This window comes from Frankia sp. BMG5.60 (assembly GCF_059428125.1).
In genome coordinates, this window is record NZ_CM182091.1 from 259,816 (window position 1) to 285,151 (window position 25,336).

The following is a 25,336-nucleotide window of genomic DNA, read 5'->3' on the forward strand; positions in this document are numbered from 1 at the left end:
GCCGGGTGGACGGCTGGGTGACGGGCGGGACGGGCCGGGGCGGCGGGCATGGGCCACGCCGCGATCGGCGATGCCCGCGAGAGGGCGTCAGGGGGCGGTGACGGCCGTGGCCCGGCGGTGCCGGGCGAGCCAGCCCTCCGGGTCGGCGGCCTTCTCGGCGTACGCCGTCGCCGTCTGCGCCTGGGGCATTATCAGAAACCGGCCCTCGGCGACGCCTTCGATCGCACATCGGGCGACCACGTCGGCTTCCAGCACCGGGCCGGACGCCACCACCGCGCGGGCCGTCTCGTGACCGGCGTTCAGGGCGTCCACCAGCATGTCCGTGCGGACGCCGAGCGGGCACAGGACGCTGATCTGCACGCCGCGGCCGCCATGGGTCAGCGCCAGCCATTCCGCGAGAGCGACCGCGGCGCCCTTCGTCACGGCGTAAGGAGCGTCCCCGGGGATATTGAGCAGGCCGGCCGCGGAGGCGGTGATGACAAACGCGCCGCTGTCCCTTTCCAGCATGCTCGGAAGCACAATGCGGGCGGCGTTGACGTGAGACATCACATTGATGCTCCAGGCGCGGGCCCACTGGCGTGCGGTGGCGTCGATACCGGCGCCCGCCGCGATTCCGGCGTTGGAAAAGAAAACATCGACGGAACCGAACATCTCGCGGGTACGCCGGGCCAGCTCGTCGAGGTCCGCCGGTGACCCGACGTCGGCCCTGACGGCCTCTACCACGGTGCCGCGCAGGCCCACACGCTGGGCCGTCGCTCGCGCGACCACAAGGTCGATGTCAGCGACGACGACCGCCCGGGCACCCGCCGCCGCAGCCTGATCGGCGAGCGCCGCGCCGATCCCACGGCCGCCACCGGTGACGACGACAACCTTGTCCGCGAGCAGCATGGAAACCTCCCTGCCGATGGTGACATCCCAATAAAAGGGCAGTCGGCGGTGCCGCGAGATGGTATTCGGTGAATGGTTTCGCCGAGAAAGAGGGCGAGCTCGCGGGCCCGGTCCTGGACGGTCCGGATTGCTGAATCCTGCCACTTGTTGATCTGAGTCAGCAGGAACACTAGGCAGTGCCCGAACTTCGTGCAAGTGCAGTGGAAGGGTGATTTCCACCAAGGAGCTACCCCGGGCAACCGCCTCCGGGGGGCCTCGGGGGCCCAAAGGGGCAGGTCGGACGGTGTGCGTGGACTCTGCCCGGTACGTCTGATCTGTCCGTTTCTCGGCTGGGAAAGGTGACTCGTTCTTTACATCCGGCGACGGGCGGCGCGGTGGGCCGGTGTGGGCGCCTCGACGGTCGGGCGGCGCCTGATCTCTCGGTCTGCCATCAGCTCTGGTTCTAGAAGTCATACGGATCATCTGTTGGACTTCTGCACTCCGGTCCGGAGATCCTGGAACGGCACCAGAACGGCCCGGACACAACCAGGCTCCCCACGGAGGAGGACACATGTCGGAGCGCGACAAGGCGTTGCAGCCCGAGGACCTCACCCGCCTGTTCGTCGAGCGGGTCAACGCCCGCGACGCCGAGGGCATCGCGGCGCTCTACGAGCCGGACGCCGTGATGGCCTACCCGCCGGGCAGCGTGACGGTCGGTCGCGAGGCCATCCACGCCTTCTGGGCGAAGGTCCTGCCGCAACTGCCGCCGTTCGAGCAGGAGACGCCCCTGCCGACCCTGGCCAGCGGCGACATCGCCTTGACCTCGACCCCACCGAAGGACGGCGCGGGCGCCCGCGCCCAGGTGGTCCGCCGCCAGCCGGACGGTTCCTGGCTGCGCCTGATCGACCAGCCGGAGTTCACGCCCCCGCCCGCCTGACCCCGTCGCCCGGGTCCCGTCGCCCGGTCCTCGTCGGTCGGCCCCGTCGGCTTGGCTTCGCCTGCGTATACGGTCGGCTTGGCTTCGCCTGCATAGACCGGTCGGGTTGGCCTCGTCGGCTGATCCGTTCGCCGCTCGTTCGGCTCCCGCCGAACACGACGAACGCCTCGCCGTACGTCGCGGGCGGGCTACCGCGGCGGTCAGCCCACGAGGGCCGCGGCGAGCGTGTCAAGCCGGCCGAACGCCCGGGCGAACCCGACGGGGTCGGTGTAGTCGCGGGACTCGACGATCCGCCCGGCGCGCACCCGCAGCACGAAGATGCACGCGACGTCGAAGTCGCGGGCGTGCGCTCGGCCGACGTAGTGGAACTCGCCGATGACGACCTCCGGGTCGGCGGTGGCGTGCACGGTCCGCTCGACCGCGGCGAAGCTCTCGACCCCGTCGGCCGCCGCGGTCGCCCCGCCGAAGTGCCGGCGCAGGTCGTCGCGGGTACGCAGCGGCTCGGCCGGGAACGGGGCGAACGGATGGCGGACGTCTGTGGGCTCGGCGTACAGCGCGATGAGCGGTTCGAGCTGGAAGCGGTCGCCGAGCGCGAGCCGCGGCGCCGCGTCGGCGAGCGCGTGGAAGACCTCGGTGGGGGTGGCGGCGGCGGTCATCCCAAGCCTCCAGGCGAAGTAAGCGAAGTGGCGACTTCGGATACTAGCCGAAGTCGCGGCTTCGTTTACGCCTCTTGGCGGCGGGGGGTGATACGACGGACGGAAGGATGCCGTCGTCGGGTGAGGGGTGGTCGCGGATGCGGGTGGACGCCCGGCTGAACCGTGAGCGCATCCTCGCCGCCGCCGAGGAGGTGTTCGGCGACCTCGGCGCGCAGGCGTCGACGGAGGAGGTGGCCCGTCGGGCCGGGGTGGGCGTCGCCACGGTGTTCCGCCACTTCCCGACCAAGACCGACCTCGTCGAGGCGACGCTGATCCGGCATTTCGACGACCTCGTCGCGCACGCCCGCACGCTCGCGGCCGCGCCCGCGCCGGGTCCGGCGCTCGGCGATCTGGTCACCGCGATGGTCGAGCGGGGCGCGACGAAGGTGACGCTGGCGAACCTGCTCGGCGCCGCCGACCAGGTCCCCTCCGGCGCGGCGGACGCGGCCCGGCGGCTGCGTGATGCCGTCGACGCCGTGCTGCGTCGCGCGCAGGACGCGGGGGTGGCCCGTCCGGACGTCTCCGTCGACGAGCTCTACTTCCTGGTCCGGGGCCTGACCCAGGCGGCGGCCGCGATGCCCGTGCCCACCGCGGTCAGCCGTGGGGCGGTCAGGGTCGTCCTGGACGGCCTCGCCGCGAATCGGTGACGGTCCGGGCCCGGTTGTGATCCTGGGCCCGGCCACCGTTCGTCGCGTTGCGTGGTGTTCCGTTGTGTTTCTGTGCGTTGTGTCTGCGGCGTTTGTGCATCGACGGTCGTCTGCCGGTGCTCTGGCGTGCGGCATGCGGCATGCGGCATGCGAGGTGTGAGGTGCGGCGTGTGAGGTGCGGCGTGCGAGGTGCGGCGTGCGAGGTGCGTGTGCGGGGCGGCGGGGTGCGTGTGCGGGGTGGTGTGCCGTCAGTGGGCGTTCTGCGCGTTCTGCGCGGGCTGGGCGGCGGCCCAGTCGGTCCGGCTGATCGTGTAGACGGCATGGTCCTCGCCGTGGAGGAACTCCAGGCGCTGCGGGGTCATGCCGAGCCGTTCGGCGACGCGCACCGACGCGGCGTTCTCCGGCAGGATGACCGACACGACCTCGGCGAGGTCCGGCCGCTGCGCGAAGACCCAGCCGATGGCGGCGGTGGCGGCCTCGCGCGCGTAGCCGCGACCCCAGCGGTCACGGCGGATGAACCAGACGGCCTCGACGCCGGGCCAGCCGGGTTCGTTCCACAGCCCGGCGCGGCCGACGAGCGACCCGGTCGACCGCTCCACGACCGCCCAGGGACCCACGCCGGTCAGCGCCCAACAGCCGATGTTCCCGGCCATCGCGTGCCACACGCTGTCCGGATCGCATCGTCCACCGATGTAGCGGGTGAACTCGGGATCGGACCAGATCTCGACGAAACCGGGGACGTCGGCATTGTCGAGCGGACGCAGAATCAGGCGTTCCGTCGTGAGCGTCGGGATGGCCGTTTCAACCGTCCTTGTCGTCGTCATCCCGGTCGTCGTCATACCGGCGTTCCGGCCGGCAGCGTGCGACACGCCTCGAGAAAGGACGAGACCGCGGGCAGCCGATGATGCGACGGGGAAAAGGAGGACGCGCACTGCCGCAGCCGGGATTTCACGGTGTGCGTCAGTTCGGCCGGTGCGCTCGTCATCACCTCCATTGCTATGCGGGCCGCCTCCTCGGGTTCCGCGTCGGGGCCGAGAAGATGCCGCGAGGCGTCGGACATGGAGGCATGCTGTGATTCCTCGACGGTGAAGTCGGCACCTCTGCGGCGGTAACCCGCCACCGCGATCGGCGCCCATTCCCGGGCCATGTCGGCGTCGCCCATCGTGATGGCGACGCCGGATCGGAACATGGCGACCGCCGCCGGACCGACCGGGGTTTCTCCTGGCATCGGCGCCATCGAGCAGGACGCCGCCTCCATCCGGTTCAACGCGCGCCGGGCGCTGTCGTTGTCGCCCGCCTTCGCGTATGCCCGTGCCTCGTAGGCGGCCATTCTTGCATCCATGTACGGGTGATTCACATGGCGGACGACGCTCAGCGCGGCAATGGCCTGGCGATAGCGCTGGGTGTGATAGGCGATGGAACTCTGCAGGGCCGCGACCGACATGATGAGAACGGGCTCGCCGATCTCGTTCGCATACGTTCCGGCAAGGCCGGCGAACCGACGGGCGGAGCGGAAGTCATCAGTATTGAAGGCCAGCCGGCCAAGGAAGTAGGTGAGCTGGCCGCCGAGCAGGGTCACCCGACTGCGGGTGCCCGCGGACATCCGGCCGTCGAGGATGGCCTCGATCTGCTTCCAGCGTCCGGCCACCTCGCCGAGCAGGGCGGCGTGCGGGGCGGAGCCGTAGACCTGGGCGATCTCGTCGACGTCGGACTCCAGCTCGTCGAGCGTGCGGTCGGAGGCACTGCCGGTCTCGATGCGCTGGCGGGTGGAGACCGCCAGGGCGGACAGGGCGGGCAGCGCGGGCAGGGCCGCGAACTCTCGCCGGTTCGTGGAAATCACCCCTTGGTCGATCGTCCGTGCACCGTTGGCTACGAGCATCCCCTCCGGTGCAGGAACGTATTCATCGGTCGGTTTTCTCATGGGGGGCACGACACCGAGGCGTCGCGCCCGCTTCTCCCGGTCGGCGGCGTCACGCAGCCGCCTAATTGCTCCCCCGCATGGGAGAACAACATCCAGGGCGTCGGAGAGGTCTGGCGAAGGTACCTCCCGGCCGTTGACCGCCCGGGATACCTGCTGCCTTTTGAATCCGGTCCTTTCCGCGAGTCTGCTGATGTTGGTCTCGTTGTCTCCGATCAGCGATTGGAGCATGGTTGCCAGCTGGTCCAGCGCATCATTGCGTTGCCGTTCAGCCTCCACCGTCAACCTCCGGGCCGCATCCGTTTCGAGGGGTGCAACAAGTCCTTGCGGGACGAGCACCCATCTATTGCACTCTGTCGCTGAGCTGGGGCCGAAGTGTGTCATGGCACCAACCGAGGCACGCCCGGGCCACCCAGGTGGGTACCGCGGGAGTGCCCCCGGCACCGGTGATCCGGTTAACGCCGTTTCGAGGAGGTTTCGTGACACCATCGAGCCCTTCGGCAGGAATACCGAGTTCCGTATCCCCTCCCCTCGAGGACGAAGAGGTTGTGCACGCCACATCGCGGACCCCCGATGGGGGTGATTCGTCCTCGACTCTGCCGGGGTCTACCCGGGATGGGGGGGACATTCCGCCGAATCTGGCTCACACGGGTGGCGCGACGGGACCTTGGTCCCGATACCGGCGGCACCCCGACTACCGATGTGGTCCGTGCACACCGACCACTCGGGCCCCCCGTCCCTCCCCGATTCGGGTACCCCCGCGGAGCCTGCCGGTCCGCCGGCCGGGTCGGCACTGGATCCCGCCCCAGGGCCCGCGGGCGTCGGACTACGCGATCACGGTGCTCGATGCGGACGGCGGTCCCGTCGAGACCCTCCTCGGCTGGTCAGAGGCGTCGCTCGCGGAGGAACACGCCCGCACCCTCGCCGGCATCGCCGGTTACCGGATCGTGCCCTGCCGCCGTACCGGTGGTCGCTGAGCGGCGGGGCACCGCCCCTCGGCGGGTGGAAGCGCCAGCGCCCGCCGAGGGGCCTCTCCATGAAGCAGATCGCCGGTTGGCACCAGAGCCCGTCCGGACTCCTCTAGTAGTCCGGACGACAGGATCGTGTGCCCCGAAGTGACCACAGGGCCCCCCAATCGGGCGCCCAATCGCCCGGTCCGCGTTGTCTGTCAGGTGTGCGCGGTCTGACCGTTGCGTCCGTCTTGCCTGACTTGCTTGACTTGCGGCTCTGCGTAACCTGCCGGCTTCGGCGCCCGCCGGTGCCGGGTCGTCGGCCTGCCGGGTCGGTGACGGGCCGGGTCGTCGGCGTGCCGGGTCGGTGACGGGCGCAGGCTGGTGACATGGGCAGGTCGGCGGGGTGCGCAGGTGGTGAATTGCCCCGGTCGGTTAGGTATCCAGGCGGTGAGGTGCACAGGCTGAGGTACACAGGCTGGTGTGGGCCGCGGTGGCGTCGTCCCGGCGGATGATTTCCCGGCGCGCCGGCCGCTCGTCGTCATCATTCGCTCGAATGCGTGGAGCACGGAACGATCCCGTCCCCACCGGAATCGCCCGCTGCCGTGTCGGGTCGGCCGCGAGGGGTCGCCCGGGTGCCGTAATCCGGCCGGCTGCACCCACCATCCGGAGTGTGCAGAACAACGAGACATCTTTGCGGTCGGCTCCGGATTGTCTAGAGGTATGAGCGTAGGACCAACACGGAGCAATGGTCGCGCATCTGTTGGGTGAATATCGCGCAACTGTTCGCTCGAGGCCGGCCCGGCGGCCAGCCGACGCCGTCGCATCCGCAGAGTATTCGAAACGGATGGACAACGCCCCGCGGGGTGGGTGGGCGCCGCATGGTCCGGAGGAATTCCGGCCCGCGAGGCACTGGCGCCGCACCGCCGCCGCCGTGCCGTGTGGTGCCGGCGCCCGGCGACAGGTCAGGTCGCTCCGCGCGCCGGTCGGTGCCGGCGGGCGGCCCAGGTGGCCTCGGGAGGTCGGTGCCGGCGGGGGTCCGGTTAGCCTTGGCCGGTGGGGGTCATCTGCCTGTTGCACGGGGCCTGGCACGACCCGACCTGCTGGGACGACGTCGTCGTCGACCTGCGCTCCCGTGGACACCGGGTGCTGGCCCCTGACCTGCCGCTCGGTGACCCCGCCACGACCTACGCCGAGCGCGTCCGCCCCGTTCTCGCCGCCCTGTCCGTCGCCCGGGCGGACGACGGTGGGCCGGTCGTGATCGTCGGACATTCGATGGGTGCCGCCTACGCCCAGCTCGTCGCGGCGGCGCTACCCGGGGCGCTCACCGTGCTCCTGTGCCCGGGTCTCGGCCCGCTGCGCGCGGGCTTCCCCTGGCCACCGGCCGACCCCGACGGCATCAGCGCCTGGAATCCGTCGGCGGCGGTCGCGGCGCTCTACCCGCGGCTGGAATCGGAACGGGCCCGGCGCCTCGCCGCCCGGCTGCGGCCGATGGCCCCCGCCGCCGGCCGCTACCCCCTTGGCCGCGCGGAACGGGCCGCGCTGCCCACCGTCGTCGTCTGCGCCGCCGACGACGAGATGTTCGCCCTCGAGACCGAGCGGGACCGCGCCCGCCTCTCCCTCGGCGTCGACCCCGTCGAGATTCCCGGCGGCCACCTGCCGATGCTCACCGACCCGGCCGGCCTCGCCGTGCTGCTGGACGGGTTCACCCGCCGGGCCGTGTCGTAGCCGCCGTGCCGGCGGTGGGAGCAGGCGCGTCGAGGAGCTCGCCGGTGTCGAGCACCCGGGCGCCGATGTCGCGACACTCGGCCAGTCCCCGCGGATAGATCCGCGAGATCGCGTCGGCGACGACGATGACGTCGAAGTCGCGCTCGCTGGCCTCGTAGACGGTCGTCCGCGGGCAGTTGGGGAAGTTGGCGCCGACCACGGCCACGGTGCCGACGTCGAGCGCGCGCAGCTCGTCGCCGAGCCGGGTCGCGTAGAACCCGCCCCACCGGGGCTTGAACAGCGCCCATTCGCGCGGGCCAAGCCGCTGAGTGGCGCCCGCCAACAACGCTTGGTCGTCCAGCCGCGCGCCGCCGCCCGGCGGCGCCAGCGCGGGGTGGAGCTGGCTGCCGTCGCTGCCGGGGCAGACCAGGCGTCTGCCGGCGGCGATCGAGGCGCGCCGGCAACGCTCCGGTTCGAGCCGTCCGGTAGATAGAGCCGGACCAGGTGAAACACCGGCAGCCCGGCCGCGCGGAAACCGGCGGCGGCGCGGGCCATCGTCGGCAGCAGCGCCTCGGTTCCCGCGATGGCGCCGGGTCCGTCCGCACGGACGAAATCGTTCTGCACGTCGATGGTGAGCAGCGCCCACCGGCTCGGGTCCACAGGCTGCCCGTCCCCCGTCGCCGCCTCGGACACCGCGACTCCCTCCCGGCGGTCGCCCAACCCGCCCCTGCCCTCCGCCGGGCGGCCCGGCTCGATGGTCCGCCGCGGCCGGCGCTGAAGCCGACCCGGCCCGGGCCAGGATCGAGCCCGCCCGCGGCTGCGGCAGGTGTCCAACAACGATCCGCACTGATCGTCAGCAACGGCGCTCATGGCCGGGTCCCCGGTCCGCGCCCGCCCGCGCCCGCCCGCCTCTGCCCCCCGCGCCCGCGCCTGGCCTCTCGCGCCCGCGGCCGTCCCTGGGCCCGCGGCCGCCCTTGGCCCCCCGCAGCCGTCCCTGGCCCCCGCGCCCGGCGCCCAGCTCGTGAGTTGACCACGGTCCAGCCGGCCTCGGACCTGCGCGGTCGATCCGCCTTCGGGGCTTGCCCGCTCGAAGGGAGGCGGCGCGATGTGCCCGGTATGCCGGATTGAGCTGGGAAAAGGCGGCATTGTTCGCTTCGCGTCAGCCGGGCGGACAGGCGCGGGCCACCGGGTCGTCGTTCGTTGCTCCTAGCCCCGTCTTCCGCACATGGGATTTCGATGCGCCAGCCGACCCGGTTATCGATCAAGGTGGTCGGGTTGGGTCGACGCCGAGGATGTCGAGGAGGTGCTGGTGCAGGTGTGGTGGGCGGGGGATGTAGGCGGGTTGGCCGTTCTGGGCGGGCACGAGGCGCAGCCTGCCCAGCGTGCTGAGGATGAGTGCCCCGGTGGGGCGGGCGGGACGACCGGCGTGGAGGCCGGGGATCTTCCCGTCGGGGCCCGCGCCGAGGCGGGCCTGTCGCTCGATGAGCGAGAAGACGAGCAGGGCCAGGCAGATCACGTGGAGGAGAGCGTGGATGCGCTGGTTGGAGTGCAGGAACATCGGCGCGACCGCGAGCGGGCCCTTGAACGCGCCGTAGCGGCGTTCGGAGACCTCCTGGCCCTTGTAACGGGCGAGGACCCCGGCCGGGCCGACGCTGTCGGGCAGGTTGGTCAGCAGGGCGTACCAGCCGTCGGTGGCGGCCTCGGCGTCCAGGACCGTCTGGTCGAACTGCCAGGTCAGGGCTGGTTTCCCGGTCTCCGGGTCGGCGCTGGTCTCCGCGAGCAGGTAGCGGGAGACCCGGTGCTTCGTGGCGAGGAACGCCAGGCGGGCGGTCACCGCGGCCTCGGTGCGGTAGAGGTGGTGGCTGCCCGCGGCGCGGGCGAGGGTGTCCAGGGCCGCGCGGGCGCGGTCCAGCTTCAGCGCGCGGGCCGCCTTCGCGGCCTGGGCGTTCGCCGACGACCAGACGAACACCGTGCGCACGGTGACCGGCGGGTTCTTCTTCTGCGGCCCGCGCAGCACGGTCATGCCCTCGCGGGCGCGGTAGCTGGCCCGCTGGTGGATCGGTCTGTCCCGGTCCCGGGCCGGGACATGCTCGATGATCGTGGCGGTGGCCCAGTCCTGGGCGGCGAGGACCTCGGCGGGCACGACGGTCTTCGGGGCCGGGGCGAGGAACGTGACCCCGGGCGTGGAGGTCAGCGCGGTCAGGTTGGCGTAGGAGACGAGTTTGGTGTCCCCGACCAGCAGGAACGCGCGCGGGCCGGCGAGCTCGACGAGGGCGCGCAGCGCGCCGGTGACCTGGGCGACCTCGCCGGCGCCGCCGTCGTAGGCACGCGGGAGCAGCGGCACCCCGCCGTCGCCGGTGGTGGCCAGGCCCGTCTGGACCTGCTTGAGGTCGGGCCGGCGGTCCTTCGGGTGGCCGTACTTCGGGGTCGCGTAGTCGGCGTCGACCTCGGGGTAGGCGCCGTGCAGCGAGATCGAGGTCATGTCCCAGTGGAAACGGGACACATCGAGGCCGAACGCGGCGATCGCCGCCGCGCCGACCGAACCGGCGACCTGGTCGCAGACCGGGGCGAGTGCGTCGAGCGCCCGGCCGACCCGGTCGTCGTTGAGCGCGTCCGGGGGAATGTCGAACATCTCCTCGACCGCCCATTCCCGGGCCCACGACGCGACGTGCAGCAGCGGGGTCGGCGAGGTCAGCCGGTTGGCAACGAGGGCGGCGATGACCTGCCCGTGGCTGACGCGGCTGACGTCCTGGCGCATCGGGGCGAGCCGGTCGATCGTGCCCGCCAGATCAAGGCGGGCCAGGTAGTCCCGCGCGACGGGGAGCACACCGAGCGGCTTCTCCACGCTCGGTGGCCCGTAACCCGCCACGACCGACACAGCCACGAACAGTCCCAGACCCGTCACCACGGATCCCGATCAACCCGACCCGATCCGAACAATCGATCAAGTAACTGTCTCACCGCACGCACGTGCGGAAGACAGGCCTAGCGTGCCCGGCGGCGGTCGTCCGGCCGCCGCATCTTCCGGTGGCGGGCGGGACGGGCATGGCGACACGCAGACACGTGCTGACGGCGACGGGTCTCGGCCTGCTCGGGGCGGGACTGGCTCCCGGGCTCGCCGGACCCGCGTGGGCCGCGCCGTCCGCGACGCCGGCCGGCTCCTCGGTAGCACCGGCGGGCTCCTCGGCGGCACCGGCCGGCTTCGGATCGCTGCGGCCCGCCGGGGCCGAGCTCGCCCTGCCGCCCGGGTTCCGATACACCTCGTTCGGCGGTGCGGGTACGCCGATGTCAGACGGGCTGCCCACCCCGATCGCCCACGACGGCCAGGCGCTGTTCGACGGCGGGCGCGGCACGGTGGTGTTGCTGCGCAACCACGAGATCGACCCGGACCTGCCCGGGGTCCAGCGCCGAGCGCTCGGCCCGCGCGAGGCCTATGACCGGGCCGCGCCGGCGGGGGTGACCTGGTCGCGCTACGACCTGGCGGCCGGCCGGCTGCGGGAGAGCCGGCTCGTGCTCAACGGGACGCTGGAGAACTGCAACGGCTCGCCGACGCCGTGGGGAACCTGGCTGTCGTGCGAGGAGACGACGGACGGGACGGCCGCCGGCTACGAACGGCCGCACGGCTACGTCTTCGAGGTCCCGGCGAACGCCCGCGGTCCGGTGTCGCCGCTGCCGCTGCGGGCGATGGGCCGCTTCGAGCACGAGTGCGCTCCCGTGGACCCCACGACCGGCATCGTCTACCTCACCGAGGACAACGGCGACCCCGGCGACGGGCTTTACCGCTTCCTGCCGAACCGCCCCGGGAGGCTGGCGGCCGGCGGACGGCTGCAGATGCTCGCTGTGCGCGGCGAGCCGACCTACGACACCGCCACCGGCCAGCGCGTCGGCGAGCGTCTGCCGGTGGCCTGGGTCGACATCGACCACCCCGACCCGTCGGACGCCGAGTCCAACCCCGGATCGGTCTACACCCAGGGCCGGGCCCGCGGCGGCGCCCGCTTCCTCGGCCTGGAGGGCGCCGACTGGGCCGGCGGCCAGCTCACCTTCGTCGCCTCCGAGGCCGGGGACGCAGAGGAGGGGCAGGTGTGGACCTACCGGCCCACCGGCCTGCACACCGGCGTGCTGACGCTGCGCTACGAATCGCGCGACGGCGGCGTGCTCGACCAGCCCGACGGGCTGACCGTCGGCCCGCACGGCGGCGTCGTTCTCTGCGAGGACGGCGACGGCGAAGACGCCGCGGGCGGCGACAACTACCTGCGGCTGCTGACCACGGCCGGCCGGATCGTCGACCTGGCGAAGGTCATCGCCCCGCTTGACCTGCACCACTGGAACGCCGAGGACTTCCCTGCGCCGGGACCGGTGGGCGCGAGCGAGACGGCCGGTGCCCGGTTCACCGCAGACGGCCGCCACCTGTTCGTCAACCTCCAGTACCCGGGCCTGACCTGCGTCATCACCGGACCCTGGGGCACGCTCGCCTAGCCGGTCCTGGGCGGACGTCGGTGGTCGGGCGGCGCTTGGAGCTCCTGCTCGCTCGGACAGGCGGGAGCTCCGATGCCGCCAGGCTGGCGGGATGGCGGTCCGCCGGAGGAAGACGGACGCCGCTGCTACGCGCAAGGACATCGCACCTCCATCGTGTTCTGGCTCGCCGAGGTTCCGCGCGGACGGTCCGCCAGACCGGATCGCGACGCCACCGAAGCCCGTCACTGCGTGATACGCCGTCGGCAGGAGTGACGACCGGCAGCGTGGGGCTGGCGGACTGGCCGACTGTCAGCTGACGGTGGCCAGGAGGTCGGGTGGGTGGGTGTAGGGGTTTTGGCGTGGTGTTTGGTGGGGGTCGATGTGCCGGGGTGGGATGTAGGCGGGGTGTCCGTCGTCGGTGAAGGTGATGGTCCAGCCGTCGTGGTGGACGTGGCGGTGGTGGTGGCCGCAGAGCAGGACGAGGTTGTGGAGGGCGGTGACCCCGCCGTGTGTCCAATAGGTCACGTGGTGTGCTTCGCGCCAGGAGGGTGGCCGGTCGCAGCCGGGGAAGGTGCAGCCTCGGTCGCGGGCGGCGAGCGCGCGGCGTAGCTGGGGCGGCACGACGCGGGTTGATCGTCCGACGTCGAGGGGGACGCCGGCGGGATCGAGGATGATCCGGCTGATTTCGGCGTCGCAGGACAGTCGGGCGAGGGTGCTGTGGGGTAGGGGAAGTCCCCGGCTGGTCAGGGCGGGGGTGGCGCCGCTGGCGAGCAGGGTGTTCCAGTGGATGGTGACGGTCAGGTGTGGGCGTACCCCGCCGCTGTCGGGAACGGCTGCGGCGTTCAACGCGCGGGTGATCAGGTTGATGAGGGCGTCGGCGCGGCGGCGGGTGGGGGTGCGCCGGTCGGGGGTGCCGTCGGTGGTGGGCTGGGGGGCGGCGAGGCTGTCCAGTGCGGTGCGCAGCAGGGCGGCGGCTTCGGCGTCGAGTTCCCCGTTGATCACGGTGGTGCCGGTCGGGGTGTCGGTGAGGGTCAACCGGCGGATGTCGGCCGGGTCCGGGCTCGGCTTGTCCCGGCCGTTGTTCCCGCCACCGGCACCGCCTGCTCTGCCACCGCTGCCGGTCTTGCCGCCATCGCCACCGCCACCAACGCCGCCGCCGCGGCTGCCGCTGCCGGTGCTGGGGTTGGTGTGTTTGTCGGTGTGGGGGTCGTCGCCGCCGGGGGAGGTGTCGGTGGTGGTGAGTGTTTCGCGGAGGCGGGCGGCGAGTTTGACCAGGTGGATGGGGTCGAACTGGTCGGCGAAGCGTAGGAGGGCCTGTTCGGCGGCGGCCCGCTGGTCGGGGGTGACTTCGGTGGGTAGGGTGCGCATGGCCTCGCCGATGACCACGGCCTGTTCGGCGGTGATGGTCCCGTCGGCCAGGGCCGCGCCGGTGGCGGTGCAGGCGGTGGTGTCGCGGGCGAGGGTGACCTGGCGTCGCGGGTGGTCAGCCGCAGCCGGTCGCGTAGCCAACCCGCGAGATCGGTGGCGCCGTGGCGCACGGCGAAACCACGATCCTGGGCCTCCACGAACAGCCGGCCCCGCACGGCGGCGACCCGGCCGGTCGGCCGGCTCACCCCCTCGATCAGTCCTTCCGGTTCCCCGTCCGACAGCTGCCATGCCTGCGCGGTCAGCAGCCCGTCGACCTGCCGGGAGATCGTGGCGAGGCGGGCTGGCGGGTCAGGGCCGTCTCCGAGGTCGTCGTCGAAAACCATGGGTCAACGGTAGAACAACACAGGCCGGATGTCGAACATATGTTCGTACGCTGTGAGCGGAGACGACACGGGAACCAACCCGCACCCCGCACGCCCCGCGCGAACAACGCCAACCACACACCAGATCTGGCCGCCACACCCTTCGCAGTCCGTGGGCGGTACCGGCCCTCGGCTGGTATACCGGCGCGCCGAGCTTCCCGGTAGCCACCCAGAAAGGGCGACCGCGGCGGCAGCCGACGTCCGCAGCAGCAGAGCTGGACGGCAGTCGTTGCAGGCCCGGAGGCGCAGGACGCGACGCGGACAGGTGGGCGAAGCGGGCGGGCGGACGGGCGGGCGGGCGACGCGGACAGGCGGGCAGGCGGGCGACGCAGGCAGGCGACGCGAACAGACGGGCGCCGCAGGCGGCGCGGGCCGGCGGGCGCCGCGGCTGGCGCGGCTGGCGCGGGTGGGAGAACGTCGGCGTGGCCGGGGGAGGCGGACGGCCGTCCGCCTCCCCCGGCCACAGGCAGTGCGACTAGGGGATCCGCACGGTCGGCGCGTCCAGGTCGACGCCCGCCTGGGCGGATGGCCGCATCCGCTCTGCCGGCAGGACGCCCTTGGCCGGTTGACTGCTCTCGGTCGGGCGACTGCTCGCGACCGGATGGCTGATCTCCGTCGAATGGCTGCTTCCTGCCAGAACAGCGCCGTCGGCGGTGATGGGGCCGTCTGCGGTGGGGCCGGCGGCGGCCTCGGCGGCAAGCAGCGTCTCGACGTGGACGTACCGCGCGCCGCGCAGCAGGGAGGCGACGGCTGCGATCAGCGACATCGCGATGGCCAGCGAGAACACGCTGATCAGGCCGTGGTGGAACGGCGAGGCGATCAGGTGGGGGAAGAACTCCTTGCCGGTCAGCGCCTGCGCGTTCGCCGCGGGGAGCTGGTGCAGGGTGCCGTCGCCGAGCAGGTTCTGCATCGGGTTGTAACCGAGGAAGGCGGCGAACAGGCTGCCGACCGGCGGCAGGTTCGCCACCCGGTCGGTGACGTCGGCGGGCACGCCCTGCGCGGCCAGCCCGCTGTGCAGCGAGTGCGGCAGCGTCGAGGACAGCCCGGCGATCATCAGGGAGAAGAACAGGCCGATCGACAGGACCTGGCCGGAGTTCATGAAGGTCGCGCGCATCCCGGACGCGCCGCCGCGGGCCGCCGCGGGCACGGCGTTCATCACCGCGGTCGTGTTCGGCGCGGAGAACAGGCCCGAGCCGATCCCGTTGAGGACCAGCAGCGCCGCGAACGCCGGGTAGCTGAAGTCCGTCGGCAGCAGCAGCAGGCCGACGAAGGTCGCCGCGACCAGCGTCAGGCCGCCGGTGGCGAAGGCGCGGGCACCGAACCGGTCGGACAGGAAGCCCGACACCGGGCCCGCCACCAGGAATCCGATCGTCAGCGGCAGCAGGTAGACGCCCGCCCACAGCGGCGTGTCGACGTAGTCGTAGCCGTGCAGCGGCAGCCAGATCCCCTGCAACCAGATGATCAGCATGAACTGCATCCCGCCGCGGGCGATCGAGGACAGCAGGACCGCCGCGTTGCCGGCGGTGAACGCCCGGATCCGGAACAGCGCCAGGTTGAACATCGGCTGCGCGGTGCGCCGTTCGATGAGGACGAACGCGACCAGGACGGCGGCGCCGCCGATCAGCGCGGCGAGCACCTTCGGGTTCAGCCAGCCCATGTCGTGGCCGCCGTAGGGCTGGATGCCGTACGTGACGCCGGCGAGCAGCGCGGTCAGCCCGACGGCGAAGGTGATGTTGCCCCACCAGTCGATCCGCGCGGGCGCGCGCCGGCCGGTGTCGCGCAGGCTGCGGTAGGACCAGATCGTGCCGGCCACGCCGATCGGCACGCTCACCCAGAACACCGCGCGCCAGTTCCACTCCGACAGCAGGCCGCCGGCGACCAGCCCGATGAAGGAGCCGGCGAGCGCGGCGACCTGGTTGATGCCCAGTGCCATGCCGCGCTGGCGGGTGGGGAAGGCGTCGGTGAGGATGGCCGTCGAGTTGGCCATGAGCATCGCGCCGCCCACGCCCTGCACGACCCGCCAGCCGATCAGCCACAGCGCCCCGGACGAGCCCTGCCAGGGGGTCAGCGCCAGCCCGATCGAGGCGACGCTGAACACGGCGAAGCCGGCGTTGTAGATCCGGACCCGGCCGAACATGTCGCCGAGCCGGCCCAGCGTCACCACCAGCACGGCGGAGACGAGCATGTAGCCCATCAGCATCCACAGCAGGTAGCTGACGTTGCCCGGCTGCAGGGGATCGAGGTGGATCCCGCGGAAGATCGCGGGCAGGGAGATGATGACGATCGAGCTGTTGACCGTCGCCATCAGCACCCCGATGGTCGTGTTCGACAGGGCGATCCAGCGGTATCCCGAGTGGTCGTCCTGGTGTGGCCGGCGCGCTGCGTCGACCGGAGTCCCCGCTGTCGTGGACATCCGGCGCTGCTCCCTCCATCACCGATGCGGGCCGGGCCCGCCGCTGCGGGCGGTGCCGGGCGTATTGCATGGCATGGGCGCGAGGGGGGCCGCCGGGGGCCGGGTGCATCTCGTCTCTGCGGTGAGGGGCCTGGGCACCTTCGGCGTCGGGCGGGTGCCTTCTGCGTCTGGCGCAGGCCTTCTGGTCGGGTCGACCGTGTGCCCCGCGTCCACGTCGGATAGTTGCTTGACTCATACTAACAACCACGCCTGTCGATCGGCATTCCCGCCTCGGGGGGCGATTTCGCGGCCCGAAGCGGCGCATCTCGGCGCATCTCGGCGCCGGAGCGTCCTACATTGCTCGCTGGACGGATCGAGGCCGGCGCGAGGAGAGCGAGGCGACGTGGCGACCGATGTCGAGAGCACGTTGGCGGCCGACGACTACGACGAGTTCGGACTGCTGCACGAGAACGCCGAGGAGCTGGGCCTGCCGTTCGCGGGCCGGCCCGACGTCAGCCGCGGCTACGTAGACCTTGCGGCCGACCGGCGGCTGAGCTACATCCGCTGGGGCACCGCCGATCCCGAGGTGGTGTTCCTGCACGGCGGCGCGCAGAACGCCCACACCTGGGACTACGTGGCGCTCGCGCTGGGCCGGCCGGCGGTGGCGTTCGACCTGCCCGGCCACGGCCGGTCGTCCTGGCGCGCCGACCGCGACTACGGTCCGTGGCGCAACGTCGAGGCGCTGGAGACCGCCCTGCCGGCCGTGGCCCCGAACGCGGCGGTCGTGGTGGGCATGTCGCTCGGCGGCCTGACCGTCACCCATCTCGCCGCGACGCGCCCCGACCTCTGCCGCCGCGCTGTGATCGTCGACGTCACCCCGCAGGTCAACGACCCGAGCCGGACGATGACGACGGCCGAACGCGGCTCGGTGGCACTCGTCTCCGGACCGCCGACCTACGCCTCGTTCGAGGAGATGGCCGACGCCGCGGTGGCGCTGAGCCCGCTGCGGGCCGCCGCCGGGGTGCGCCGTGGGGTGCGCCACAACGCCCGCCGGCTGCCGGACGGCCGCTGGTCCTGGCGGTACGACCTGTTCGGCCCGCCCCCGCCGGGAACCCCGGACTGGCTCGACTTCACCTCGCTGTGGGACGAGGTCGACACGATCAGCGTGCCGGCGCTGCTCGTGCGCGGCGGCGAGTCGAAGTACGTCCACGACGCCGACGTCGCCGAGTTCCGCCGCCGCCTGCCGGCCCTGCGCTACGCCCTCGTCGACGGCGCCGGCCACGCCGTGCAGAGCGACCGCCCGCGGGAGCTCGTCACCCTGATCCGCGACTTCGCCTTCCCGGCCTGACCGCCCCCGCCGCGCCGATCAGTGCCCGGCCGGCGCGGCGTCGCCGAGCAGGTTCGTCCGCTCCCACCGACCGAGGGGCGCACCCGACCAGCACCGGGCCAGAACGGGAGCATGCCCGCTCCCGTGGCCTCGGGCTGCGGGCGTCCGGCGTAGCCGTGGGCGATGTCACCCAGCGCAGCGGGATCGTGAAGGGTAGATTCACTACTTGGCTTTACTGCGTAAAGGGTGACGGGTTATGCCGCGGGCACGGCCCACATGGGCGGTGCGCCTGCGCGGCGTGCCGCCCGACCGGGCTCGGAGGTCCAGATGCCGTCTCCCGTACGACCGCTGCCGGCACTCGCCGAGCTGACCCCGCCGCCGGGCAGTCCACACCGCGGTGCCCCACGCCGCGTGCCCGGGTCGGTGCGGCGCACGAGCCACCTCAACGCGACCTGGCCCGCCGGCTACGGGTCTCCGATGAACCTCAGCGCCGGCGCCCGCGACCTCGTGACCGGGCGCGACGGGCAGGCGACGGTGGTCGACTCCGCGCAGTTGCGGGTCACCGTCGACGGCACCCGGACGCTGCGCTCCGTCACCAGTGTGCCCCCCCGCAGGGCCCTGTCCGATCTGGTCGGTCAGAGCGGCGGCCGCGGCTACCGCGCCCGGCTGCGCGAACTGGTCCCCGAGGACGTCGCCACCGGATCGCCGCTGCACTTCCTGCTCGACGACATGCCCGGCGCGACCCTGGTGGCGCCGATCGCCTGGCGGCTGTGGCCCGGCGAGCAGGAGAAACTGGCGAGGTTCGCCGCGGCGACGCAGGCCAGTCGGGTCGAGGCGATGCGGGAGGTCTGCTCCGGCTGGCGGGCCGACGGCGGCCCGCTGGAACGGATGTCCCAGGGCGGCGGGTTGGAGCAGAACCTCGTGCCCGCCCATCCCCTGGAGCAGCCTGACGACCCGCTGGCCTGGCACCGGATGCCGGCGCCGCCCGGCGACTCGGCGATGTTCCGCCGCCGGCGCCGGGTGGACGTGGTCGCGCCCGAGCCTGGTTCCCCACAGGGCGTCCTGACCGTCGACTCGATGTTCCGGGACAGCATGTGGAGCCCGCAGGGCGTGGAGACGGTCGTGCACGAGTACGGCGTGCACGCCACCGTCGACCCGGCCACCATGCGGCTCGTCGGGCTCCGCGCGGACCCGCGGGTGCTGCCCTTCGACACCTGCCCGTCGGCCGCCGGCAACGTCGACCTGCTGCTCGGCGAGCCGATGCGGACCCTGCGGGCCCGGGTCATCGCGCTCGTCGTCGGCACCGACGGCTGCACCCACCTCAACGACGCGCTGCGGGCGCTCGCCGAGGTCCCCGTCCTCGTCGACCAACTCGTCACCACCGGCCGGATCGCCTGACCGGCCGGATCGACTGACCGGCCTGATCGCCCGGATCGTCTGACCGAGTGGGATTGACCGAGCGACCGGGATCGACTGGCCGACCGGGGTCGGACGATCGCCCTGCCCGCCGCGCCGCGCCGCGCCGCCGGTTTTATACTGTCCGCTGGGCGTTCCCCGGGGTGGCGGGGAGGGTGACGGCGTCCGGCGACGTCGATGTGTTTCGGGTGGTGAGGTGGCGGCAGGTGCCCGTCCGGCTGCGGCGCGCGGCGCGCAGGCGTCCGGCGCGCCGGCCGGTGTGGTGCGGGCCCTGGGGGTCGACGACATCGTCGCCGCCGCCCTGCGCGTGGGTACACACCGGGGGTTCGAGGCGCTGACCATGCGCGCGCTCGCCGAGGAGCTCGGGGTGTCCGCCATGGCGGCCTACCACCACGTTCCCAGCAAGGACGCGCTGGTCGACCTGGTCATCGACGCGGTCCTCGCCGACGTCGAGATCCCCCCGCCCGGCCTCGGCGACTGGGACGTACGCCTGCGCGAGCTGCGCCGGCGCTCCTGCGCGGCCCTGGAAGCATGGCCGGGCATCGACGTCCTGGTCTACAGCCGCCCGCCCACGACCCAGGGCTGGCGGATCATGGACGGCTACCTCCAGATCCTGCTGGACGCCGGCCTGACGCCGAAGAACGCGCTGCTCGGCTTCAACGTCCTGCACGATTACGGCATGGCCCGGTCGATCCAGCGCCGGCTGCGCGAGGGCGCGGGCACCGGCGTCCCGAGCGACCGGCCCGCGCAGTGGCCGGCGCTGAGCCGGGTGGAGGCGATGTGGTCGCAGGTCCACGATCGCGACCTCACCGCCTTCGCCGACACCCTCATCGTGGACGGCCTGCGCGCCCTGTTGGCCAGGCAACGCGCCGCCCCCGAGACCCCCTGACCGGCGCCCCTCTCCTGCCCACCGGCCGTCCAGGTGGAGATCGGCGTGGGCCCGCAGGTCCGCCCTGCCCCGCGGTACTGTTCCGCGGAACACCAAGATCGCTGAATGAAGGTGGGCTGGATGCGTGGCGCGGTTCTGCGGAACACCATGATCGTCGGTGCTGGATCGCGCCCTCCTCCGGACGGCGTGCTGATTCGGGCGCGTTGATTGCGGCGGCGGGGCCGAAACGCCCGCCCCGGCGGCGATGGTCCCCGGGAGGTCCGTCGCCGCCGTGGCGGGCAGTGTCGCCGTTGTCGTGTCAGCCGTTTGTGCTGGTGGCGGTCGCGGTCGTGCTGGTGGCGGTCAGGTCGTAGACCGTCTGACCGCCCACCGTGGTGGCGGTGAAGTGCGCCTCGACCCAGCTGGCGATCGCGGTGCCGGTGCCCGAGGCGCGGCCGCCGCCCATCCCGTCGCCCATGCCCCCGCCGCCGGCCAGGAAGTAGTGGATCTTCCCGGCGGCGACCCACTGCTGGAACTGGGCCAGGGTGGGTGCCGGATCGCTGCCGTCCCAGCCACCGATCGCGATGACGGACTGCCCGCTGGCGAGTTCGAGCTGCGCCGCGCTGGTCGCGCCGCCCGTCGTGGCCGCGGCCCAGGTGGTCGTCGAACGGGCCAGCAGCGCGGTCAGCGCCGAGTTCGTGGACTGCTCGCCGCCGTCTGCCGTGCCGCTGGTCGTGGAGGTGGCGGCAGAGGATCCCGACGTGCCCGCGGGCGTGCCCGTGCCCGTGGGCGGGGTGCCGGTGGGTCGAGTTCCCGTGGGCGGGGTGCCGCCGGCGCCGAAGCGTCCGCCGTTGCCGCCGGGGCCGCCGCCCATCGCGGCGCTGGACGGTCCCGAGGTGGGGATCGAGCCGGTGTGCGGATGCGCGGCGGTGCTGGCGGCGTAGGCGGTGCTGCCGGCGCCGACGGTGAGCACCGCCGCGGTGGCGAGTGCCGCGGTCACCCGGGTGAACCGGGTCGCACCCGCGACCAGCGCGGCGGCCAGGGCCAACGCGGCGACGAGCACGATCCAGCGCAGCGTCGGCAGCCAGGTCGGCACCCGGTCGAGCAGCACGAAGCTCCACGCACCGGTCAGCGCGATCATGGCGGCGAGTGCCGCCCGCGCCGGGAACCGGTCGCGGTCACGCCACAGCGCGGCCCCGCCGGCGGCGGCGAGGGCGGCGATCGCCGGCGCCAGGGCGACGGTGTAGTAGGGATGGATGATCCCGTTCATGAAGCTGAACACCAGCCCGCTGACGACGAGCCAGCCGCCCCACAGCACCAGCGCGGCCCGCGCCGCGTCGGTGCGGGGCGCCCGCCTGGTCCGCCACAGTCCGACGACCAGCACGAGCAGCGCCGCGGGAAGCAGCCAGGAGATCTCCGAGCCCATGCTCGACCCGAACAGCCGGGTGATCCCGGTCGCGCCGCCGAAGCCGTTGTTCGCCCCGCCGCCCATCCCGCCGCCAGCGCCGCCACCGGCCCCGCCGCCGGAGGAGGAGCCGAGGATGCGGCCGAGACCGTTGTAGCCGAGGGCGAGCTGCAGCAGGCTGTTGTCGGTGGAACCGCCGATGTAGGGGCGCGACGACGCCGGCCACAGGTCGACCAGGGCGACGTACCAGCCGGCCGAGACGACGATCGCTCCGGCCGCGCCGGCCAGATGCAGCACCCGGCGCCCCAGGCCCGTCGGCGCGGCGATCAGATACGCCAGGCCGAGGGCCGGGACGACCAGGAACGCCTGCGCCAGCTTGGTGAGGAAGCCGAAGCCGATGCAGGTCCCGGCGAGCATCAGCCAGCGCGCGCTGGCCCGCTCGGTCGCCCGGACCGTGCAGTAGGCCGCGGCGACGAGGAGCAGGACCAGCAGGGCGTCCGGGTTGTTGAAGCGGAACATCAGCGCGGCGACCGGCGTCAGCGCGAACGCGGCGCCCGCGAGCAGCCCGGCGGTGGCGCCGGCGCTGCGCCGGACCGTCGCGTACAGCAGCCCGACGGCCGAGACCCCCTCGACCGCCTGCGGCGCGAGCACGGACCAGGACGAGAAGCCGAAGACCCGCGCGGACAGCCCCGAGATCCACAGCGACGCCGGCGGCTTGTCGACGGTGATCGCGTTGCCGGCGTCCAGGGAGCCGAACAGCAGCGCCTTCCAGCTCTGCGAGCCCGCCTGCGTCGCCGCCGCGTAGAAGCTGTTGCCGTAGCCGGACGCGCTGAGGTTCCACAGGTAGAGCAACGCCGTCCCGGCCAGCAGGGCCAGCAGCGCCGGCCGGACCCAGACCGGATCACCGGCCGGCCCTCGGGCCAACCGCCCGAGCCGCCCGTGCCCCCTGCCCGGCGGCGGAGGCGGCGGCGGTTGGGCCCAGCGCCCGGCGCCCGGCCGCGGGGCGAGCCGGATCGTGTCGGACGCGTCGACGTCGGGTGCGGTGGTCGTCATCGAGAAACTCCAGGGTCTGTCTGTCGCGGTTCCGTCCCCGGGCGGGCCAGGTCGGTGTCGGTCGCGTCGCCGATGCGGCGGCCGCGGTTCAGCGCGCGAGATACGCGAGCGACGAACGGGTTCAGTGCGGGATGTACGGGAGGCGGGCGGGCTCAGCGCGGGGCGCCGGTGCCAGCCGAGGCGGCCTGCCGGTCGGCGTCCGACCGCATGGGCCGGGGGCGAGTGTCCGGGTAGGGCGTCAGGTGGGCGGGTAGCGCGGAGTTCGGGGCGAGCGGGCGGCGTCCAATCCAGGAGCGCAGATGGGCGACGGGCACCGCGCCGCTGGCGATCGCCCGGCGGACCCGCACGATGCCGCGCAGGTCGGCCAGGGCGGTGGCGACGATGTCGACACGGCTGTCCGGATCGTCCACCCAGTCCACGGGCACCTCGTGTACCCGCAGCCCGCAGCGTTCGGCCAGGACGAGCAGCTCGGTGTCGAAGAACCAGCCGGTGTCGGCGACGTGCGGCAGCAGGTGCGCGGCGACGTCGGACCGGATGGCCTTGAAGCCGCACTGCGCGTCGCGGAACCGTACCCGCAGCGTCCGGCGCAGCAGCAGGTTGTAGCAGCGGGAGATGATCTCCCGCTTCGGCCCGCGCACCACCCGTGCCCCGCGGCTGAGCCGGCTGCCGATCGCCGCGTCCGAATGCCCGGAGATCAGCGGCGCGACCAGGGGGAGCAGGGCGCCCAGGTCGGTCGACAGGTCGACGTCGGTGTAGGCGAGCACGTCGGCGTCCGAGGCCGACCACACCTCCCGCAGTGCCCGTCCCCGTCCCTTGAGGTCGAGGTGGGTGACGGCGACGCCGGGCAGCTCGGCGGCCAGGGCCCGGGCCAGTGCCAGGGTCCCGTCGGTGCTGGCGTTGTCCGCGATCGTGATCCGGAACGGATAGGGGAACCGGCCGAGGAGAAAGGCGTGCAGCCGCCGAACCGACGGCCCGAGATCCCGCTCCTCGTTGTAGACCGGCACCACCAGGTCCAGAACGGGATGATCCGCCCGGGGTGGCCGCGGGCTCGGCTGTGTGACTCTCTGATCGGCGCGCCCCTCCCGGCCGACCTGCCCTGCGGCGGGCCGGCTCGAGGACCGCGGGAAGTCGGACCGCGCGTCGACGGTGCGGGGGGCCGCAGTGTGTCGGGCGATGGTGCGTGGGGCCGTGGGGCGGGGGGCGTCGGAGATCGGCAGGAGTGTCATGCCCTCACGGTCGGCCCCCCGCCTGCGCAGACCCTGTGCGACCTCTGTGTGATCCCTGTGAACCCCACCGCCCGACAGCCCGCACGACTGAAGCCGCACGGATCAACGCCTGGCCGTCCGTCTCCGCCTCCCCGGCGACCGATGCAGGCGGCGTCATCTTTCTCGACGAGGCACGAGAGTCCGTCAGGGTGCGCATCTATTTGTGATCGAGGGGTGGCGTGCGGGGGCACTGTGTCGGCCGGTGCCTGTCGGTCGCGTCGGCGGTTGCTGGCGGGTGATGACGGTCGGAGCCGGGTGAACGGGTATTGACCTCCAGCATCTGCTGACCGCCTTGTGGTCGGGACTGCCGCGGACCGATCTTCGTGTCTGTGCGTGATTGGTGGGGTGCAGGTTGTTCGGGCCGAGTCCGACTCTCGGTGATCATGGTGTTCTGCGGAACCGCGCCGCGTTGCCGGGCGCGAGCCAGACGTCCATGGGCGACCCGACGCAGACAGTGCTGTGGGCTCCGGTCGCCGGGCGTTCAGCGAAATGGCGCGGCGCCGGCGACGCTACGCTGATGTGTTGTGCGGGGGACGCGTCTCGATACTGCTCGGATCCGGGCGGCTCGCCGGATGATCCACCCGATTTTTCTCGACACTCCGCTGTACCGCTGTGAGGCGCTGGAGCCCGACCTCGGGTGCACGGTCAGCATCAAGCTCGAAACGGCGAACCCGGTCCGCAGCTTCAAGGGCCGCGGCACCGAGGTGGTCGCGAGCCAGCTCGCCGATGACCGCTCGCGAGCCGTCGTATGTGCCAGCGCGGGCAACCTTGGCCAGGCCCTCGCCTGGTCCGGTCGCGGCCGGGGGCTCGACGTCACCGTCGTGGCCTCCCGCTTCGCCCCTGCGGCCAAGCTTGATCGGATCCGCGCGCTGGGCGCCAGGGTGGAGCTGGTGGACGGCGACTTCGACCTGGCTCGCGAGCGGGCGGCGGCCGTCGCGCGGCACGACGGCATCCGGTTGGTCGAGGACAGCCTGGACCTCGAGACCTGCGAGGGCGCGGCGACCATCGGCCTGGAACTGGTGGACCCGGAACTGGTGGACACCGCGCCGACGTTCAACACCGCGCCGTCGTTCGACGCCGTCCTGATCGCTCTCGGCGGCGGGGCGCTGGCCACCGGGGTGGGTCATGTGGTGAAGGCCCTCGCGCCCGACGTCGAGGTGATCTGCGTCCAGCCGCTGGGCGCACCGGCGATGACCCTCTCGTGGCGCCAGCGGCGCGTCGTCACCACCGATGCGACGAACACGATCGCCGATGGCGTCGCCGGCCGGCGTCCGATCCCGGCCGTCCTGGCCGATCTTCTCCTGGTCGCGGACGACGCCGTGCTGGTCCAGGAGGCGTCGATCATCACCGGGATGCGGATGCTGCTCGATCATGCCGGCCTCGTCGTCGAACCGTCGGCCGCGCTCGGCATCGCGGCGATCCTTGAAGACCGTGACCGCTTCGCCGGCCGCCACGTCGTCACCATCGTGTGCGGCAGCAACGTCGACATGGACGCCTATCACCGCTGGGTCGGTGCGGCTCCTTCCCAGCGCCCTGGTGTCCGGTACGTAGGTTGAATCGACGAGGTTGACTCGACGAGGCACGAGAGTCCGACGGCGGGGGCGTGCTCGGCCTCAATACTGGGCCACTGGGCCGATGCCAGCC

At 72.7% G+C, this 25,336-nt stretch carries 19 protein-coding genes; 9 read left to right on the forward strand and 10 right to left on the reverse strand.

Annotation, left to right across the window (positions count from 1 at the left end):
• Window positions 1–87: 87 nt before the first annotated feature.
• Window positions 88–1,107, reverse strand: a complete 1,020-nt coding sequence (locus tag AC5R91_RS01035) for an SDR family NAD(P)-dependent oxidoreductase (RefSeq protein ID WP_495395179.1) — start codon at window positions 1,105–1,107, stop codon at window positions 88–90.
• A gap of 331 nt (window positions 1,108–1,438) precedes the next feature.
• Here AC5R91_RS01035 and AC5R91_RS01040 point away from each other — a divergent pair, with 331 nt between their 5' ends.
• Window positions 1,439–1,804, forward strand: coding sequence for a YybH family protein (locus AC5R91_RS01040; RefSeq protein WP_495395180.1), 366 nt, complete (start codon window positions 1,439–1,441; stop codon window positions 1,802–1,804).
• 200 nt (window positions 1,805–2,004) lie between these two features.
• Here the strand turns inward: AC5R91_RS01040 and AC5R91_RS01045 are convergent, their stop codons facing one another.
• Complete coding sequence (locus tag AC5R91_RS01045; protein ID WP_495395181.1) at window positions 2,005–2,460, reverse strand: nuclear transport factor 2 family protein; 456 nt, start codon at window positions 2,458–2,460, stop codon at window positions 2,005–2,007.
• A gap of 107 nt (window positions 2,461–2,567) precedes the next feature.
• Here AC5R91_RS01045 and AC5R91_RS01050 point away from each other — a divergent pair, with 107 nt between their 5' ends.
• Window positions 2,568–3,146 (forward strand): TetR/AcrR family transcriptional regulator, encoded by a 579-nt coding sequence (locus AC5R91_RS01050; protein ID WP_495395182.1) that lies wholly within the window; start codon window positions 2,568–2,570, stop codon window positions 3,144–3,146.
• Window positions 3,147–3,394: 248 nt separating this feature from the next.
• Here the strand turns inward: AC5R91_RS01050 and AC5R91_RS01055 are convergent, their stop codons facing one another.
• Complete coding sequence (locus tag AC5R91_RS01055) at window positions 3,395–3,970, reverse strand: GNAT family N-acetyltransferase (protein WP_495395183.1); 576 nt, start codon at window positions 3,968–3,970, stop codon at window positions 3,395–3,397.
• Between the two features lie 11 nt (window positions 3,971–3,981).
• A complete protein-coding gene (locus AC5R91_RS01060; protein ID WP_495395184.1) occupies window positions 3,982–5,403 on the reverse strand; it encodes an NsdA family TPR-like regulatory protein in 1,422 nt (473 codons plus the stop codon).
• 500 nt (window positions 5,404–5,903) lie between these two features.
• Here AC5R91_RS01060 and AC5R91_RS01065 point away from each other — a divergent pair, with 500 nt between their 5' ends.
• Together AC5R91_RS01065 and AC5R91_RS01070 are read left to right on the forward strand one after the other, a co-directional pair.
• Window positions 5,904–6,041, forward strand: coding sequence for a hypothetical protein (locus AC5R91_RS01065; protein WP_495395185.1), 138 nt, complete (start codon window positions 5,904–5,906; stop codon window positions 6,039–6,041).
• A 1,029-nt stretch (window positions 6,042–7,070) separates the two neighbouring features.
• Window positions 7,071–7,742: an alpha/beta fold hydrolase gene (locus AC5R91_RS01070; protein ID WP_495395186.1), complete on the forward strand. Its 672-nt coding sequence runs from the start codon at window positions 7,071–7,073 to the stop codon at window positions 7,740–7,742.
• Here AC5R91_RS01070 and AC5R91_RS01075 read toward each other — a convergent pair.
• Complete coding sequence (locus AC5R91_RS01075; RefSeq protein WP_495395187.1) at window positions 7,720–8,064, reverse strand: cysteine hydrolase family protein; 345 nt, start codon at window positions 8,062–8,064, stop codon at window positions 7,720–7,722. The two genes, AC5R91_RS01070 and AC5R91_RS01075, sit on opposite strands and share 23 nt — an antisense overlap.
• Window positions 8,065–8,982: 918 nt before the next feature.
• Window positions 8,983–10,626: an IS1634 family transposase gene (locus tag AC5R91_RS01080; RefSeq protein WP_495394615.1), complete on the reverse strand. Its 1,644-nt coding sequence runs from the start codon at window positions 10,624–10,626 to the stop codon at window positions 8,983–8,985.
• A gap of 140 nt (window positions 10,627–10,766) precedes the next feature.
• Here AC5R91_RS01080 and AC5R91_RS01085 point away from each other — a divergent pair, with 140 nt between their 5' ends.
• Complete coding sequence (locus AC5R91_RS01085) at window positions 10,767–12,197, forward strand: alkaline phosphatase PhoX (protein ID WP_495395188.1); 1,431 nt, start codon at window positions 10,767–10,769, stop codon at window positions 12,195–12,197.
• Window positions 12,198–12,485: 288 nt separating this feature from the next.
• On the opposite strand, the gene AC5R91_RS01090 is transcribed toward AC5R91_RS01085, so the two are convergent.
• Window positions 12,486–13,685: an HNH endonuclease signature motif containing protein gene (locus AC5R91_RS01090; RefSeq protein WP_495395189.1), complete on the reverse strand. Its 1,200-nt coding sequence runs from the start codon at window positions 13,683–13,685 to the stop codon at window positions 12,486–12,488.
• Window positions 13,686–14,441: 756 nt separating this feature from the next.
• Window positions 14,442–16,379, reverse strand: coding sequence for an MFS transporter (locus AC5R91_RS01095; protein WP_495395190.1), 1,938 nt, complete (start codon window positions 16,377–16,379; stop codon window positions 14,442–14,444).
• 382 nt (window positions 16,380–16,761) lie between these two features.
• Between AC5R91_RS01095 and AC5R91_RS01100 the strand changes: the two genes are divergently transcribed.
• From AC5R91_RS01100 to AC5R91_RS01110, 3 genes are all read left to right on the forward strand, one after another.
• The gene (locus AC5R91_RS01100) at window positions 16,762–17,706 is read left to right on the forward strand and encodes an alpha/beta fold hydrolase (protein ID WP_495395191.1); all 945 of its coding nucleotides are present in this window, start codon (window positions 16,762–16,764) and stop codon (window positions 17,704–17,706) included.
• A gap of 306 nt (window positions 17,707–18,012) precedes the next feature.
• Entirely contained in the window at window positions 18,013–19,083 is a 1,071-nt protein-coding gene (locus AC5R91_RS01105; protein ID WP_495395192.1) for a DUF2889 domain-containing protein, read from the forward strand.
• Between the two features lie 214 nt (window positions 19,084–19,297).
• Window positions 19,298–19,990 carry a TetR/AcrR family transcriptional regulator gene (locus tag AC5R91_RS01110; RefSeq protein ID WP_495395193.1) on the forward strand — a complete coding sequence of 231 codons (693 nt, stop codon included), beginning with the start codon at window positions 19,298–19,300 and terminating at the stop codon, window positions 19,988–19,990.
• A gap of 298 nt (window positions 19,991–20,288) precedes the next feature.
• Here the strand turns inward: AC5R91_RS01110 and AC5R91_RS01115 are convergent, their stop codons facing one another.
• On the reverse strand, window positions 20,289–22,427 hold the full coding sequence (locus tag AC5R91_RS01115) for a glycosyltransferase family 39 protein (RefSeq protein ID WP_495395194.1): 2,139 nt from the start codon (window positions 22,425–22,427) through the stop codon (window positions 20,289–20,291).
• A gap of 152 nt (window positions 22,428–22,579) precedes the next feature.
• Window positions 22,580–23,653, reverse strand: a complete 1,074-nt coding sequence (locus AC5R91_RS01120) for a dolichyl-phosphate beta-glucosyltransferase (protein ID WP_495395195.1) — start codon at window positions 23,651–23,653, stop codon at window positions 22,580–22,582.
• 611 nt (window positions 23,654–24,264) lie between these two features.
• Between AC5R91_RS01120 and AC5R91_RS01125 the strand changes: the two genes are divergently transcribed.
• A complete protein-coding gene (locus AC5R91_RS01125) occupies window positions 24,265–25,248 on the forward strand; it encodes a threonine ammonia-lyase (RefSeq protein WP_495395196.1) in 984 nt (327 codons plus the stop codon).
• Window positions 25,249–25,336: the final 88 nt, after the last annotated feature.